Source organism: Thermus caldilimi (assembly GCF_004684245.1).
Taxonomy (GTDB): domain Bacteria; phylum Deinococcota; class Deinococci; order Deinococcales; family Thermaceae; genus Thermus; species Thermus caldilimi.
Window position 1 is genome coordinate 998,362 of sequence record NZ_CP038452.1, and the last position, 15,761, is coordinate 1,014,122.

Here is a 15,761-nt window from a genome sequence, read left to right on the forward strand (position 1 = left end):
GCCCAGAACCTGCTACAATAAAGACATAGCTATCAAAACCCGTCCCTGGCCGGTATGAAGGAGGGCGTCCATGAACGAACTGGAGCGCATCCGTCGCCGTCAAGACCTCGAGGCCTACCGGGCCCTGAGCTGGGAAGGCTCCTTCGCCGACTATCTAGGCCTTCTCAAGAAGGACCCCAGGCCCTTGAGGACCAGCTTCCAGCGGGTCCACGACATGATCCTCTCCTACGGGGTGGAGGAGTATACCCTCTTCAGGGAAAAGCTTCTCCATTACCGCTTCTTCGAGGACCCCTTCGAAGGGGGAAAGGACGCCATCTTCGGCCTAGACAAGCCCCTCATGCGCCTGGTGGCCACCTTAAAGGCTGCCGCCCACCGCCTGGGGCCGGAACGGCGGATCCTCCTCCTCCACGGTCCCGTGGGCTCGGCCAAGAGCACCATCGCCCGGCTTCTCAAGAAGGGCCTCGAGGCCTACAGCCGCACGGAGGAGGGAAAGCTCTTCACCTTCTATTGGAAGACCAAGGAAGGCCCCCTTCCCTGCCCCATGCACGAGGAGCCTCTCCTCCTCCTGCCCAAGGAGATCCGAAACGAGTTTCTCGAGGAGCTTAAGCACCTCCATCCCGAGTACCCTTACCCCCTCGAGCTGGAGGGGGATCTCTGCCCGGTATGCCGCTTCCAGATGCGGGAGGCCTTGGCCCGCCACGGTGGGGATCTAGCCAAGGTGCTGGAGGAGGAGATCGTGGTGCGACGCCTGGTCCTTTCGGAAAAGGACCGTATCGGCATCGGCACCTTCCAGCCCAAGGACGAGAAGAACCAGGACTCCACCGAGCTCACCGGGGACATCAACTACCGCAAGGTGGCCATCTACGGCTCCGACTCCGACCCCAGGGCCTTTAACTTCGACGGGGAGCTCAACATCGCCAACCGCGGCCTGGTGGAGTTTATCGAGATCCTCAAGCTGGACGTGGCCTTCCTCTACGACCTCCTCACCGCCAGCCAGGAGCACAAGATCAAGTCCAAGAAGTTCGCCCAGACGGACATCGACGAGATCATCCTGGGGCATAGCGTCTCCGGAAACACACCAATCCTGTACCGCTACCGGGGCATCCCCGGGTGGACGACGCTCCAAGGCCTTTGGGAAAGGTTCAGCCACGACCCCACGGGACTCGAAGTGCTCGCACACGACTTCTCGTCCGGCAAGACGCGCTGGACCCCTGTGCGCTCGATCTTCCGGCACCGGTTTACGGGCGAGATGCTCAGCACCTCCCAGAAGTGGGGCGTGGTGGAAACGACCCCCAACCACTCCCTCTACGACCGCGACGGACGGACTTTTTACCCGGTGGAGCGGCGCGAGATCGCGGCGGTGCGCCGGATCGATGTGGATCTCGCCTTAAAGGACGAAGGGGCACTTGTGGATGTCGTGGAAGGTGTTGACGGCTTCATCCGCGAAGACGTTCGTGCAGCGGTGGGAAGCGGACTCCTGACGCGCCCCGCCCGTCCCGGGTGGGCAAGGCTCGCCCTCCCACGGCACGCAACAGAGATCCGAGCGGTTTACCACCCGGTTCAGGACGAGAGCGCCCTCAAGGACCTCCTCACCGTCCTCCTCTGGTACGCCACCGAGGGCCACGTGAACGGCAAAAACGGCGGCGTCGTGATTAGCCATGGGGACCGGAACGAGTTGGAACGGGTCCGTAGGGCTTACGCCCGCATCACCACCGCACACGGCTACATCGATGCCGGCGCCAAGACCGATTCGGCATGGCGACTCTACCTTGGTTCACAGGCTATCGCCGTGCTTGCGCGCCACCACTGTGGTGAACACGCAACCTCGAAGAGGCTCCCAGACTTCCTCTTTCGGTTGCCAAGGCCGCTTCTCGAACACGCCTTTGACGAACTGATGCGCACCGACGGTTCCCGTAAGCTCTCCGCAGAGCTCGACCGGACCGCATCGGCCGATTACCGTTCCCGCTTCTTTGAGTTCAAGACCATCTCGCCCATGCTGGCCGCCCAGGTCGGCACCTTGGCGACATTACTTGGTTACGACTATAGTGTCTACCGACAGGAGCGACCCGGTCGGCTTCCGGCCTACCGGATCCGGTTCGTTTCAGGGGATGGAAAGCGAGGGGGCCGCCACCGCCGCTTCCAGGCCCGAGTGCACTCCCGAAAGGCATTTGCGGAGTGGGTCTACGACATCGAATGCGAGGGCCTCCACAACTTTGTCTGCGGCGTCGGAAACGTTGTCTGCCACAACACCAACGAGCCTGAATACCGTAAGCTCCAAGCCAACGAGTACATGGAGGCCCTCCGGGACCGCACCATCAAGATCGACGTCCCCTACATCCTTCGGGTTTCCGACGAGGTGAAAATCTACCAGCGGGACTTCAGCAAGGTCAGAGCCAAGCACATCGCCCCCCACACCCTGGAGATGGCCGCCACCTGGGCGGTGCTCACCCGGCTGGAGCCCCCCAAGCGGGCGGGGCTCACCCTCATGCAGAAACTCAAGCTCTACGACGGCAAGCTCCTTCCCGGCTGGACGGAGGAGGCGGTGCGGGAGCTCATGGCCGAGGCCAAGCGGGAGGGCCTCGAGGGCATCAGCCCCCGCTACATCCAGGACAAGATCTCCAACGTCCTGGTCACCTCGGAGGAACCCTGCATCAACCCCTTCATGGTGATGAATGAGCTGGAAGAAGGCCTCAAGCACCACTCCCTGATCTCCGACGAGAAGACCCGGGAACGCTACAAGGCCCTTCTGCAGGAGGTCAAGGCCGAGTACGCGGAAATCGTGAAGAACGAGGTGCAGAGGGCCATCGCCGCCGACGAGGAGGCCCTAAACCGCCTCTTCCACAACTACATCGACCACGTAAAGGCCTACGTCCTGGGGGAAAAGGTGAAAAACCCCTATACCGGTGCCCCCGAGCCCCCCAACGAAAGGCTCATGCGCTCCATAGAGGAACGCATCGAGATCCCCGAGTCCCGCAAGGACGACTTCCGCCGGGAGATCATGAACTATATCGGCGCCCTGGCCCTGGAGGGGAGGCAGTTCACCTACAAGGACAACGAAAGGCTCCGCCGGGCCCTGGAGCTCAAGCTCTTCGACGACCAGAAGGACACCATCCGCCTCTCCGCCCTGGTCTCGGGGGTGGTGGACCCGGAAACCCAGGCCAAGATCGACGTGGTCAAGGCCCGCCTCATCCGCGACCATGGCTACTGCGAGCACTGCGCCAGCGGGGTTTTGGAGTTCGCCGCCTCCATCTTCGCCCGGGGTGAGCGATGAGGCCCATTGAGCGCGACCTTCTGCGCTTTAAGGAGATCGTTCGCGGGGAGGTGAAAAAACGGGCCCGGGAGTTTTTAACCCGGGAGGAGCTCTTCGGCCAGGTGGAAGGCCGCCTGGTCTCCATCCCCCTGCCCCAGCTGGAGCTTCCCAAGATCGTCTACGGGGAGCCCCTGGGGGAAGACCTGGGCCTTGGGGGTCCGGGGACGGAAAGCCTGGGCCCTGCGGGCCACGTGCCCGTGGCCGAGCTGGAGCTGGAGGAGTTCTTGGATCTGGTGGGCGAGGCCCTGCGGCTTCCCCGGCTCAGGCCCAAGGGGGAAGGGGAGGTTACGGAGGAGGCCTTCCGCTACACCACCATCGCCCGCAAGGGGCCGAGGGGCCTGCGCCACGTGCGCCGGACCCTTAAGGAAAGCCTCAGGCGGGCCCTCATCACCGGGGAGTACCGTCCGGATGAGCCCCTTTTGGTCCCCGAGCGGGAGGACCTCCGTTACAAGGCCCCGAGGAGCAAGCCCAGGCCCCACGCCCAGGCGGTGGTCCTCTTCGCCCTGGACGTTTCCGGAAGCATGCGGGAGGAGGAGCTTAGGCTGGTGAAGACCCTCTCCTTCTGGATCACCCTCTGGATCCGGCGCCACTTCCCCCGCCTGGAACGGCGCTACCTCCTCCACGACGCCGAGGCCTGGGAGGTAACGGAGGAGGAGTTCTTCCGGGCCCGGGAAGGCGGGGGTACCCGGCTTTCCAGCGCCCTCCTCCTGGCGGAGGAGATCCTGAAGCCCTACCCGGAGGCCTTTTACAACCGCTACCTCTACCACTTCTCCGACGGGGAGAACTGGCAGGGGGACACCCCCGTGGCCCTCGAGGCCCTAAGACGCCTCCTCCCCACCCTGGCCCTCTACGGCTACGCCCAGGTGCAGGGGCCCTACGGCCAGGGGCGGTTTCTGGAGGACCTGAAGGAAGCCCTGGGCAAGGAGGAAGGGCTGGCCACCACCGAGGTACGGGGCAAAGAGGATCTGCCCTTGGCCCTTAAGAGGCTTTTGGGAGGTTAAGGGATGCGCAAGGAGCTAAGGCGCTGGGCCGAGATCCTGCGGGAAAGAGCCCTGGCGGAAGGGCTTTCCTTTCCCCCGGTGCTCTTTGAGGAGGTGGGCCCGGAGGAGATGGCCATGCTGGCCGCCTACGGGGGCTTTCCCCGGCGCTATTCCCACTGGCGCTTCGGTAGTGAGTACCTGCGCTACCGGGAAACCTACCGCTATGGCCTCGGGCGCATCTACGAGCTGGTGGCCAACACCTACCCCGTGCACGCTTACCTCCTTAAGGGCAACACCCTTCTCGCCCAGAAGCTGGTCATGGCCCACGTCTACGCCCACGCCGACTTCTTTCACAACAACCTGGCCTTCAAACCCATCCCCAAGGACATGGAAGCGGAGATGGCCCACCATGCGGCCTTCGTGGAAAAGGCCATGGAGCGGCATGGGGCGAGAAGCGTGGAGGAGTTTCTGGACCTGGCCCTTTCCCTGGAAAACCTCATCGATCCCCACGCCCTCTACATCCAAAGGCAGGCGGGGGAGGATAAGGAGGAAAGACCCCCTGACCGCCTCCAGGTGCGCCCCTACCTGGATCCCTACGTGAACCCTCCTCCAGCGCCTCCCAAGGAAGCCGAGGAGGGGGCAAGCCCCATCCCCCTCCCCCCCAGGCCCACCCGGGACATCCTGGGCTTTCTGGCCCGGCACGCCCCCTTGGCCCCCTGGCAGAAGGGCATTCTGGAGATCATCCGGGAGGAGAGCCTGTACTACGTTCCCCAAGCCGCCACCAAGATCCTCAACGAGGGCTGGGCCACCTACTGGCACACCCGCCTCCTCCTCCCCCTTCTCTCCCCGGAAGAAGCCCTGGAGTTCGCCGAGCTCCAGGCAGGGCTTCTCGCCCCACACGGCTTTAACCCTTACCGCCTGGGCTACCTGCTCCTCAAGGAGGTGGAGGAACGCTGGGATAAGGGGCGGTTCGGCCCGGAGTACGAGGCTCTGCCCCTAGGGGAGCGGCTCACCTACGAGAGGCCCACCGGCCTAGGGCTCAAGCAGCTTTTCCAGGTGCGCACCGTCCACACGGACCTGAGCTTCCTGGATAGTTTCCTGACCCCCGAGTTCGCCCTCAGGCAAAGGCTCCTCAACCCCGAGGACCTTCCCCGCTTCGCCGAGGCCAAGAAGGCCCTCCTCTTCCGCCTCACCAACGGGGGCTACCCCATCGTGGAGCTGGTGGACGCCAACTATGGGAACCGAGGAGAGCTTCTTCTGGAACACGCCTACGAGGGCGTGGAGCTGGACCTGAAAAAGACCCAGGCGGTGCTGGAGAACCTCTACCGCCTGTGGGGCCGGCCGGTGCACCTGAAGACGGTGGTGGGGGAGAAGGAAACCCTGCTTTCCGCGGGAAGCTAGCGCAAAACCCTCAGATAACCAAGAAGAAGGGCCTCGGAAAGCTCCCCCAGGTGCCGGGCCACCAGGCGCCCCTGCCGGTCAAAGAAGAAGGTGGTGGGAAGGCCCTGGGTCTTCAGAACCTGGGAAAGCTGGGTTTCCGGATCCAGGAGAACCCACTCAGGGGCGAGCCCCTCTTCCTCCAGAAAGTTCCGAACCACCACCGGCCCCTCCCCCTGGCTGGCGAAGACGAAGCGCACCTCGGGGTTTTCCTGGCTCAGGCGCACCATCATGGGTAGCTCCCGCCGGCAAGGAGGGCACCAGGTGGCCCAAAGGTTCAGGACTAGGGGCTTGCCCCGGAAGTCCTGCAGGTTCACCCGGGTACCCCCCAGGGCGGTGAGGGTGAGGGAGGGCAGGCGCACCTCCTCCCCTCCCCGCTTCTGCACCAGGAAGACCCCAAAGACCAAGCCCGCCGCCAAAGCGGCCAACAGGGCATACCGCCAGAGGTTCTTGGGCAATACCATCAGCGTGTACCCTCCCGCAGCCAGGATACCCCAAAGGGGGTCAAACCCCCCTTGCCACACATAGAGGATGGAAAGGGGATCCCGGGCATAAATGGACGCATTCTCCAGAACGAAACCGACTCGGGCCCCAAGAAAACCCACAAAGATAGCGTTGTAGGCCCACAGAGGAAGCCTTCGGTCCACCCTTCGGGCCAGGACCTCAGCCACCGCCACCATGGCCAAAAGGGCCAGGAACACCTGGAACCTGGCCCAGGGAATGGCGAAGGGCCCTACCTGCACCGCATCCATCAGCGAACCAGGGGGAAGCCCTCCCTCTGGATGGCCAGGATCCCGCCCTCGAGGTTGTAGAGGTTGGTGTACCCCTTCCGCTTCAGGTACTCCGCCGCCTGGCGGCTGCGGTTGCCGCTACGGCAGTAGAGGTAAACCGGCTTGTCCTTGGGAAGGGTATCCGCCCACTGGGCGACGGCCTCCACCGGGAGGTTGATGGCCCCGGGCACGTGCCCCTGGGCGAACTCCTCTGGGGTACGCACGTCCACCACCACCGCCCCCTGGTCCACCGCCTGGTAAAGCTCCTGGGGACCGACGTTTTGGTAGCTGCCCTTGGGCCCGCAGGCCGCCAGGGCCAAAAGGGCGAAAAACCCGAGGAGGGCCCGCCGGGTCATGTTAGGCGCTCACCCCCACCGCCTTGCGGATGGCCTGGAGGAACTGGGAAAGGGGCTGGGCCCCGAGAATCCTCTCCTTGCCGTGGTTCACGATGGTGTCCGGCACCCCGTGGATGTGGTAGCGGCTGGAAAGCTCGGGAAACTCGTTGGCCTCGATCATCTCGCCCCACACCTTGGGGGAAGCGTAGGCCATGCGGTGGGCGGTGCGCACCGCCTGCGGGCAGTAGGGGCAGGTGGGGGTGACAAAGACCTGGAGGACCACCTCCTGGGGAAGGTTGTTAAGCTCTTGGACTACGTTTTCCGGAAGCCCGTGCCCGTCCCGCCCCAACATCTCGATGTCCTCGAGGAGGCTCGCGAACTCGTACCCCGCCGGGATACCCCGGTAGCGCAGGTTGATGGCCTCAGAGCCCTTCTCCCGCAGGATCAGGGTGGGAGGGTCCTCCACCCTGTACTCCTTGGCCTTCTCCTTGCCCTCGGGGGTAGCCAGGTCGTAGACCACCAGGTGAAGCCTATCCGAAAGGGCGGCCAGCTCCTCCAAAAGCTGCTTGGTTTCCTTGCAGTACAGGCAAGGCTCCTTACCTGGGGCGATTAGCGTAGAGGTGTCGGTGAAAAGCACCAGCTCCACATCCCGCACCAGGTTGGAAAGCCGCTCGCGTACGATCTCCTGCTCCTTAGGTCCCAGTAGCGCCATCGTTTCCTCCCAGATACCCCCGTAGGGGTACATCCTTTATTGAATATAGCAGATGTTTCCCGTAAAAGATAGACCTCCGTGAACGCTGTCCCCGTTGACACCTAGTACCCCCATAGGGTATTTTGGCGGTGTGGGGACAATGGTCCCATACCGGAGGTAAAGCCATGGTTTTCAGGCAAATCTACGAGGAAGGCTTGGCCCAAATGAGCTACCTCCTGGGGTGCGCCGCCACCGGAGAGGCCCTGGTGGTGGACCCCAAGCGGGACGTGGACACCTACCTGGAGCTAGCGGAAAGCCTGGGCCTGCGCATCACCGCCATCGCCGAAACCCACATCCACGCCGACTACCTCTCGGGGGCCCGGGAGCTGGCCAAGGCCACCGGAGCCACCCTGTACCTCTCGGACGAAGGGGACGAGAACTGGAAGTACAAGGGGCTGGAGGGCTTCTCCCATGTCCTCCTCAGGGATGGGGATGAGTTCAGGGTGGGGAATATCCGGGTGAAGGCCGTGCACACCCCGGGCCACACCCCGGAGCACCTTTCCTTCCTGGTGGCGGATGGGGCGGTGACGGACGAACCCCTCCTCTTTCTCACGGGCGACTTCGTCTTCGTGGGGGACATCGGCCGACCGGACCTTCTGGAGGAGGCCGCGGGCATTAAGGGGACCGCTCTACCCGGGGCCCGGCGCATGTTCCAAAGCCTCAAGACAAAGTTCCTCACCCTTCCCGACCACGTGCAGGTCTGGCCAGGCCACGGGGCAGGTTCCGCCTGCGGCAAGGCCCTGGGGGCCCTTCCCGCCACCACCGTGGGCTACGAGAAGCGGCACGCCTGGTGGGCGGAGTACCTGGAAAGGAACGATGAAGAAGGCTTCGTAAAGGCGCTTCTTGCCGGACAGCCGGAAGCCCCCACCTACTTCAAGGAGATGAAGCGGCTCAACCGGGATGGCATGCCCATCCTGGGAGGCATCCCCCACCCGGGCCGCCTCACCAAGCCCCAGTTTGACCGGTACCTGCGGGAGGGGGCCATCCTGGTGGACACCCGGGACAAGTTCGCCTTCGCCGGGGGGCACATCCGGGGAGCCATCAACATCCCCGCGGGCAGGAACTTCTCCACCTGGGCCGGGTGGCTTCTTCCCTACGACCGGCCCCTCGTCCTCCTGGCCCACCCTTCCGAGGTGGAGGCCCTGACCCGGGCCCTGATTCGCATTGGCCTGGACGAGGTGGTGGGGTATATCCCAAGCCTCCAGGGGTATGCGGATGGAGAGCTGGAAACCGTACCCCAGATCACGGCCCGGGAGGCCAAGGCCCTCTGGGAGCGGGGCGAGGCGGTGATCCTGGACGTGCGGGGCCGGGACGAGCACCTGGCCGGGCACATCCCAGGGGCTTTGAACCTCCACGCCGGGCGTGTGCTGGCCCACCTGGACCGGCTACCCAAGAACAAGCCCCTCATCGTCCACTGCGTGGGCGGGGACCGCTCCAGCACCGCCATCAGCGCCCTCTTGTCCCATGGCTTCAGGAACGCCCTGAACCTCACCGGGGGGATTAGGGCCTGGCAGGAAGCCGGCTTCCCGGTGGAAAAGGGTGAGGAGCTGGTAAACGCCTGAGCGTAGGGCAGGGGGACTGGGGTTCTGCCCCAGTTCCCCAAACACCCCAAGGAGGTAAACATGTACGAAGCCGAGGTCAAGGACCTGAACCCAGAGGAAGCCAAAAAGCTCTACGACCAGGGCGTGGCATTCATCGATGTGCGGGAGGTGGAGGAGTACGCCCAGGCCCGGATTCCTGGGGCAGGCCTAGTGCCCCTTTCCGAGTTTATGGCCCGCTACGGGGAGATCCCCAAGGACCGGCCTGTGGTCCTCTACTGCCGCACGGGAAACCGCTCCTGGCAGGCGGCCGCCTGGCTTTCCGCCCAGGGCTACGGGAACATCTACAACCTCGAGGGGGGCATCGTCCGCTGGTACAGGGCGGGACTCCCCGTGGACACCAGCCCGGTGGAGGTGGGCTACACCGCCACCCCGTACCAGGAGGTGGGCCCCCACGAGGCGGAAAAGCTTCTAAGCGAAGCCTTGGTGGTGGACGTGCGGGAACCCTGGGAGTACGCGGATGGGCACGTGCCCGGGGCGGTGAACATCCCCCTTTCCTCCCTGCCGCAACGGCTTAAGGACCTGCCCAAGGACCGGCCCATCCTCCTGGTCTGCAACTCCGGCAACCGCTCGGGGGTGGCGGCGGACTTCCTGGTGGGCCAGGGCTTCCCCGGGGAACGGGTGTACAACCTCGAGGGGGGCACCTACGCCTGGATGGGGGCGGGCCTTCCGGTGGAACGATGAGCCTTGCCCTTTTAGGCGCGCTTCTCATAGGGCTCTCCCTGGGGCTTCTGGGCTCGGGAGGGTCCATCCTCACCGTACCCGTGCTGGTCTACCTCCTGGGAGAGCCTCCTAAGCAGGCCATCGCCGAAAGCCTCCTCATCGTGGGGGGAATCGCCCTTTTGGGGGCCGTGCCCTATGCCCTAAGGGGCCTGGTGGACTGGCGCAATGTGCTCTTCTTCGGCCTTCCGGGCATGGCGGGCACCTACCTGGGGGCTTGGCTTTCCCGCTTCGTTTCCGGGGAGGTGCAGCTTCTCACCTTTGCCCTGGTGATGCTTCTTGCCGCCTACTTCATGGCCCGGCCAAGCCCCCTGAGGGCCCAGGGCCATGGGGGCCGCAAGCCCGGGAAGATCCTCCTGGACGGGCTGGCGGTGGGGGCCCTCACCGGCTTCGTAGGGGTGGGGGGAGGCTTTCTCATCGTGCCCGCCCTGGTCCTCTTGGGAGGGCTTCCCATGCACCTAGCCATCGGAACCAGCCTCCTCATCATTGCCCTCAAGTCCTTTGCTGGGTTTTACAAGTACCTCCACCTTTTACCCGAGCTGGGACTGGCCGTGAACTATGAGGTGGCCCTCCTCTTCGTGGGGGTGGGGACCCTGGGAAGCTTCCTGGGCGGCCGGCTGGCGGTGCGGCTACCCCAGGGAGGCCTGAGGCGGGGGTTTGCCCTTTTCCTGGTGGTGATGGGGATTTTTATCGTGGGCCAGAACCTGGTCCAAGGGCATTAGACTGAAGGGGTGCGCTTCCGCACCCTCTTGGCCATCCAGGCGGAGGTCAAGCCGGATTTCTACCGCACGCAAGAAGCCTTCCGCGAGCGGATCTTCTCCCTCTTAAGCCCCCTCGAGGGCACCCCCTCCCCCCGGCTTGCCGCCTTCCCCGAGCTCTTCGGGCTCCCCCTTCTCCTGCATCTGGAAAGGGATTTCCACCCCCAGGAGCTCCTCACCTCTCCCCTCTCCCCCTGGAAACGGGCGCGGAAGGCCTACGGGGTCGTTCACCGGACCATGGCCGAGGCCGCTAGGGCCTTCGGCACCTATCTCTTGGCGGGCACCCTGCTCTCCCCGCCCTATGAGGAGGAGCTGGCCCGGGGGCGGTTTGCCCGCACGCCCCTTTTCCAGAACCTCGCCCTTTTCCTCAACCCCGAAGGCCGCCTGTTGGCCCAGGTGCCCAAGATGGAACTCACGCCCCCGGAGCGCTGGCTCAAGCGGGGCACCTTCGGCCCCCACCTGGTGGAAACCCAGGCGGGCAGGGTGGGCATCCTCATCTGCCTGGACGGCTTTTTTGAGCGGTATCTGGCCCGGTTGGACGCCCTGGGGGCGGAAGTCCTCCTGCAACCCTCTGCCAACCCCGCCCCTTGGGACCGCCCCTGGCCCTGGGAGGGATCCCGAAGGGAAGGAGAGGTCTGGAGGGCTTCCGCCCAGGAGAGGCTCGTGGGCCGGGAAAACCTCCGATTCCTTTTAAACCCCATGCTGAACGGCAAGATTCTCGGCCTCACCTTTGAGGGGCAAAGCGGCATCTACGCCCCCGGGGAGGCCCTGGCCTTGGCCCCTGCCCCAAGGGGGGATGCCGCCCTCCTCCTAACCCTATAGGCGCTCGGGGAAAAGGGCGATGGGATAGGAACGGATCAGGGCCTTGGCGAGCTTTTCCCAAGCCTTGTCCTTCACCCCTTGGGCCAGCTCCTCCGCCACCTCCTCCAGGGGGTAGCGGCCCGGGGGTACCAGCCTTTCCAGGAGGATCACGTGGAAGCCAAACTCCGTCCCCACGGGAGGGGAAACCTCCCCGGGCTTCAGGGCCAGCAGGGCCTTTTCAAAGGCGGGGATGTAGGTGCCTTCCGGCTCGCAGCCCAGATCCCCCCCGGCTTCCTTGGAGCCAGGGTCCTGGGACACCTCCTTGGCCACCTGGGCGAAGGCCTCCCCCTTGGCCAGGCGGGCCAGGACCTCTTTGGCCGCCTCGAGGGTGGGCACCAGGATGTGCCGGGCGCAGTAGAGGGCGGGGTGGCGGTACTCCGGGGAAAGGAGCCATAGGGCCTTCAAGGCCGCGGGAGAAACGCTAAGCTTGGCGCGGTAGTGAGCCTCCAGGGCCTCGAGGGCCATGGCCTCGGAAAGCAGGGTGCGGTAGGTGGCGAGGTCGGGCACCCCTGCCCCCTCCAGGGCCTTCCGCAGGGCCTCTTCCTCCGGGAAGGCCTTCACGAGCTCCGCCACCCGGGCCTCCACGCTGTCGGGCAGGGGCCAGAACCCCTGGCGCCGGGCCAGGAGGAGAAGGGCGCGCTCCTCCGCCAGGGCCTCCAGGTAAGGGGCCCGGTACTGGGCGAGAAGATCGCGGGTTTCCTCCGAGTCGGGGAGGCCAAGCTGCCGGAGTGCGCTTTTGACGAAGAGGCCAAAGCGGAGCTCAAACTGGCTCTTGGTGATGTGTTCGGGCCCCACCTGGGCCACCACGGGATCTTCCTGGGCCCGGGCAAAGGGGGATAAGCTTAGGCTTAAGGTTAGGAGGAAAAAAAGGAAGCGCATGCCCCATGCTAGCATGGAGGGCGTGAACGACCTCATCCTCCAGGCGGCCCGGGGCAGGCCCACCTCGAGGCCCCCCGTCTGGTTCATGCGCCAGGCGGGGCGTTACCAGAAGGAGTACCAGGAGATCCGACGGCGCTACACCCTACCGGAGATTGTGCAGAACCCCGAGGTCTGCGCCGAGGTTACCCTTTTGCCCGTGAAGCAGCTTGGGGTGGACGCCGCCATCCTCTTTGCGGACATCACCACCCCCCTCTATGGGATGGGGGTGAAGCTGGACCTGGTGGAAGGCAAAGGCCCGGTCATCCACCAGCCCATCCGGGATTCCAAGGGGGTGGAGGCCCTAAGGCCCCTGGAGCCGGAAGAGGCCGTGCCCTTCGTGCTGGAAACCATCCGCCTCCTGAAAAAGGAGCTTAAGGTGCCCCTCATCGGCTTCGCCGGGGCTCCTTTCACCCTGGCCAGCTACCTCATCGAGGGCGGGCCGAGCCGCCAGTTCAGGGAAGTCAAGGCCTTCATGTACCAGGAGGAAGCCCTCTGGCATCAACTCCTGGAGAAGCTCACCCAGGCTATGGCCCGCTACCTGAAGGCCCAGGTGGAGGCGGGGGCCGAGCTCCTCCAGGTCTTCGACTCCTGGGTGGGGGCCTTATCCCCTGCGGACTACCGGCGGTACGTGAAGCCCCACATGGCCAAGCTCTTCCAGGAGCTGAGGCTCCTTGGGGTGCCCGTGATTCACTTTGGGGTGGGGACCATGGGCCTTCTTAAGGAGATGCGGGAGGCCGGGGGGGATGTGATCGGCCTGGACCACCACACCCCCCTTCCCTGGGCCCGGGACCTCTTGGGGAACACCCCGGTCCAGGGCAACCTGGACCCCGTGGTCCTCTTCGCCCCCAAGGAGGTGATCCGGCGGGAGGTGGAGAGGATCCTTGCGGAAAACGCTGGCCGGCCCGGGCACATCTTCAACCTGGGCCACGGAATCCTGCCCGGCACTCCGGTGGAACACGTGCGCTATGTGGTAGAACTCCTCAAGGAAAAGGAGGGAGCGGCATGAACGTACTCCTCATGGCCTACGGCACCCCCTACACCCCGGAAGAGATCGAACCCTACTACACCGACATCCGCCGGGGAAGGCACCCATCCCAAGAGCTCATCAAGGAGCTGGAAGAGCGCTACGCCGCCATCGGCAAAAGCCCCTTGAACGAGATCACCCTGGTCCAGGCCATCAGGCTTCAGGCCCTTTTGAACCTCGAGGCCCCCGCCTACCCCAAGCGCCTCCTGGGCCCCTTCGGCCCCCGCATCCCCCAGGGGCCGGCCCGGGTCTACGTGGGCACCAAGCACTGGCATCCCTCCATCGGGGAGGCCATGGCCGCCATGCACGAGGATGGGGTGAGGCGGGCGGTGGCCATCGTGGCCGCTCCCCATTACTCCTTAAGGAGCGTGGCCGAGTACCAGGAAAAGGTGGAAGCCGCCCTAAAGTCTCTGCCCGAGCCCATTGAGATGGTCTGGGTGGAAAGTTACGAGGCCCATCCCAGCTTGATCGCCGCCTACGCCAAAAGGCTCGAGGAGGCCATCTGGCGGCTCAAAGAGCCCAGGAAGGCCGCCTACGTCTTCACCGCCCACTCCATCCCCCTCTCGGCGGTGGAGCGGGGCGACCCCTACCCGCGCCAGGTGGAGAGGACGGCAGAGCTCATCGCCCAGAGGCTTGCCCTGCCCCGGTTCAGCGTGGCCTACCAGTCCGCAGGGCGCACCCCTGAGCCCTGGCTCGGCCCCGACATCAACGAGCACCTAAGGGCCCTAAGGGAGGAAGGTTTTGAGGAGGTGGTGGTCCAGGCGGTGGGCTTCCCTGCGGACCACCTGGAGGTCTACTACGACCTGGACCTCGAGGCCCAGGCCACCGCCCAGGAGGTGGGACTAAGGCTCATCCGGGCCCGGAGCCTCAACGCCGACTTGGACTATATCCACGTTCTAAAGGAGCTGGTGGAGGCAGCGTGGCTCAGGTAGCCGTGGTGGGCGGGGGCTGGGCGGGGCTTGCCGCCGCCCTTGCCCTTAAGGAGGCGGGGGTGGACTTCCTCCTCCTGGAGGCCACCCCCAGGCTGGGGGGCAAGGTGCGCACCCACAAGGGGGAGGGGTTTTTGGTGGAAGGGGGCCCGGACGCCAGCGTGCGCTACAAGAAGGAGGTCCTGGAGCTTGCCGAGCGCTTCGGCCTCACCCCCATTGGCACCCTTCCCGCCAAGCCCGCGGCCTACATCCTGCGCAAAGGAAAGGCCCACCCCCTTCCGGAGGGTCTTCTACAGATCGTCCCCGGAGACCTTAGGGGTCTCTACCGCACCTCCCTCCTCTCCTTTTCCGGGAAGCTCAGGGCGCTTTATGACCTTTTCCTTCCCCGGGGAACCAAGGAGGACGAAAGCCTGAGGGAGTTCGTGGAAAGGCGGCTCGGCCCGGAGGTTTTTGCCGCCCTGGTGGCACCCCTGGCGGGGGGCATCTACGGGGGGGAACCCGACGAGCTTTCCATGAAGGCTGCCTTCCCTCAGCTTCTGGATTTGGAGCGGAAACACCGGAGCCTCATCCTGGGGGCCATGCGGGCTCGGAGAGCACGGGGAAGCCGGGAAGGGGGAAGTCTCTTCTTCTCCTTCCAGGAGGGGCTTTCCGCTCTAACGCGGAGGCTTGCCGAGGAGGTGGCGGGGAAAACCCTCCTGGGCACCCCGGTCCTGGCCCTCGAGCCCCTGGGCGGCCGCTACCGCCTCCACACCCCTAGGGGACCCCTGGAGGTGGAGGCGGTGGTCCTCGCCACCCCCGCCCCCGTGGCGGCCCACCTCCTAAGACCCTTCCTCCCCGAAGCCACGGCCCTTCTCAAGGGCATTCCCCACACCCCGGCGGCCACGGTGAGCCTGGCCTTTAAAGAAGCGCTTCCCGTGGCAGGGCACGGCCTCCTCATCGCCAAGGGGGAAGGCTACAGGGCCAGGGGGTTTACCTGGACGCACCAGAAATGGCCCGGGAGGGCCCCGGAGGGGTTTAGCCTGGCCAGGGCCTACTTCTCCGGGGAGGTGGCGCGGCTTTCCGAGGCAGAGCTTGCCCGGGTAGCCCTGGAGGACCTCCGCCGTTTCCTGGGCCAGGAAGTGCGGGCGGAGCGCACCTTCGTCTTCCGCTTCCCCGAGGGGATGCCCGCCTACCGGGTGGGGCACCTGGAGCGCGTAGAGCGGCTGGAAATGGCCCTAGTAAAGGCCCCAGGCCTCTTCCTGGCGGGGAACTACCTGGAGGGGGTGGGCCTCCCCGAGGTGGTGCGCTCGGGGCGCAGAGCGGCGGAGAGGGCCCTCGGGTACCTGGCCCTCACCCCCACCCCCTAGGCAAGGACGGGGGATCCCGTTAGG

14 protein-coding genes are annotated in these 15,761 nt (G+C 65.2%); 10 read left to right on the forward strand and 4 right to left on the reverse strand.

The annotated features are described in order from the left end of the window. Window positions 1-70: 70 nt before the first annotated feature. Genes EBI04_RS05070 through EBI04_RS05080 form a run of 3 tightly spaced genes read left to right on the forward strand, consistent with a single transcriptional unit; the run spans window position 71 to window position 5,691 of the window. On the forward strand, window positions 71-3,271 hold the full coding sequence (locus EBI04_RS05070; RefSeq protein ID WP_135256486.1) for a serine/threonine protein kinase: 3,201 nt from the start codon (window positions 71-73) through the stop codon (window positions 3,269-3,271). Further along, window positions 3,268-4,311, forward strand: a complete 1,044-nt coding sequence (locus EBI04_RS05075) for a DUF444 family protein (protein WP_135256488.1) — start codon at window positions 3,268-3,270, stop codon at window positions 4,309-4,311. The genes EBI04_RS05070 and EBI04_RS05075 overlap by 4 nt, the downstream gene beginning before the upstream one ends. 3 nt (window positions 4,312-4,314) lie before the next feature. Further along, complete coding sequence (locus EBI04_RS05080) at window positions 4,315-5,691, forward strand: SpoVR family protein (RefSeq protein ID WP_135256490.1); 1,377 nt, start codon at window positions 4,315-4,317, stop codon at window positions 5,689-5,691. On the opposite strand, the gene EBI04_RS05085 is transcribed toward EBI04_RS05080, so the two are convergent. Genes EBI04_RS05085 through pdo form a run of 3 tightly spaced genes read right to left on the reverse strand, consistent with a single transcriptional unit; the run spans window position 5,688 to window position 7,544 of the window. After that, window positions 5,688-6,479: a TlpA disulfide reductase family protein gene (locus EBI04_RS05085; protein ID WP_135256492.1), complete on the reverse strand. Its 792-nt coding sequence runs from the start codon at window positions 6,477-6,479 to the stop codon at window positions 5,688-5,690. The two genes, EBI04_RS05080 and EBI04_RS05085, sit on opposite strands and share 4 nt — an antisense overlap. Then, complete coding sequence (locus EBI04_RS05090) at window positions 6,479-6,853, reverse strand: rhodanese-like domain-containing protein (protein WP_135256494.1); 375 nt, start codon at window positions 6,851-6,853, stop codon at window positions 6,479-6,481. Before EBI04_RS05090 ends, EBI04_RS05085 begins: the two co-directional genes overlap by 1 nt. Before the next feature lies 1 nt (window position 6,854). Further along, window positions 6,855-7,544 (reverse strand): protein disulfide oxidoreductase, encoded by a 690-nt coding sequence (gene pdo, locus EBI04_RS05095; RefSeq protein ID WP_135256496.1) that lies wholly within the window; start codon window positions 7,542-7,544, stop codon window positions 6,855-6,857. Window positions 7,545-7,708: 164 nt separating this feature from the next. On the opposite strand from pdo, the gene EBI04_RS05100 reads away from it, so the two are divergent. Genes EBI04_RS05100 through EBI04_RS05115 form a run of 4 tightly spaced genes read left to right on the forward strand, consistent with a single transcriptional unit; the run spans window position 7,709 to window position 11,481 of the window. After that, window positions 7,709-9,145 carry an MBL fold metallo-hydrolase gene (locus EBI04_RS05100; RefSeq protein ID WP_135256498.1) on the forward strand — a complete coding sequence of 479 codons (1,437 nt, stop codon included), beginning with the start codon at window positions 7,709-7,711 and terminating at the stop codon, window positions 9,143-9,145. 60 nt (window positions 9,146-9,205) lie between these two features. After that, window positions 9,206-9,865, forward strand: a complete 660-nt coding sequence (locus EBI04_RS05105) for a rhodanese-like domain-containing protein (protein ID WP_135256500.1) — start codon at window positions 9,206-9,208, stop codon at window positions 9,863-9,865. Further along, the gene (locus tag EBI04_RS05110; protein WP_135256502.1) at window positions 9,862-10,623 is read left to right on the forward strand and encodes a sulfite exporter TauE/SafE family protein; all 762 of its coding nucleotides are present in this window, start codon (window positions 9,862-9,864) and stop codon (window positions 10,621-10,623) included. The genes EBI04_RS05105 and EBI04_RS05110 overlap by 4 nt, the downstream gene beginning before the upstream one ends. A gap of 9 nt (window positions 10,624-10,632) precedes the next feature. Next, complete coding sequence (locus EBI04_RS05115) at window positions 10,633-11,481, forward strand: carbon-nitrogen hydrolase family protein (protein WP_135256504.1); 849 nt, start codon at window positions 10,633-10,635, stop codon at window positions 11,479-11,481. Here the strand turns inward: EBI04_RS05115 and EBI04_RS05120 are convergent. Continuing rightward, a complete protein-coding gene (locus EBI04_RS05120) occupies window positions 11,476-12,399 on the reverse strand; it encodes a peptidylprolyl isomerase (protein ID WP_135256506.1) in 924 nt (307 codons plus the stop codon). The two genes, EBI04_RS05115 and EBI04_RS05120, sit on opposite strands and share 6 nt — an antisense overlap. Before the next feature lie 13 nt (window positions 12,400-12,412). Between EBI04_RS05120 and hemE the strand changes: the two genes are divergently transcribed. The 3 genes from hemE to hemG are packed head-to-tail and all read left to right on the forward strand — an operon-like array spanning window position 12,413 to window position 15,737. Next, a complete protein-coding gene (gene hemE, locus EBI04_RS05125) occupies window positions 12,413-13,444 on the forward strand; it encodes a uroporphyrinogen decarboxylase (protein WP_135257881.1) in 1,032 nt (343 codons plus the stop codon). Further along, complete coding sequence (hemH, locus tag EBI04_RS05130) at window positions 13,441-14,394, forward strand: ferrochelatase (protein WP_135256508.1); 954 nt, start codon at window positions 13,441-13,443, stop codon at window positions 14,392-14,394. Before hemE ends, hemH begins: the two co-directional genes overlap by 4 nt. Next, complete coding sequence (hemG, locus tag EBI04_RS05135; RefSeq protein ID WP_135256510.1) at window positions 14,382-15,737, forward strand: protoporphyrinogen oxidase; 1,356 nt, start codon at window positions 14,382-14,384, stop codon at window positions 15,735-15,737. Before hemH ends, hemG begins: the two co-directional genes overlap by 13 nt. Window positions 15,738-15,761: the final 24 nt, after the last annotated feature.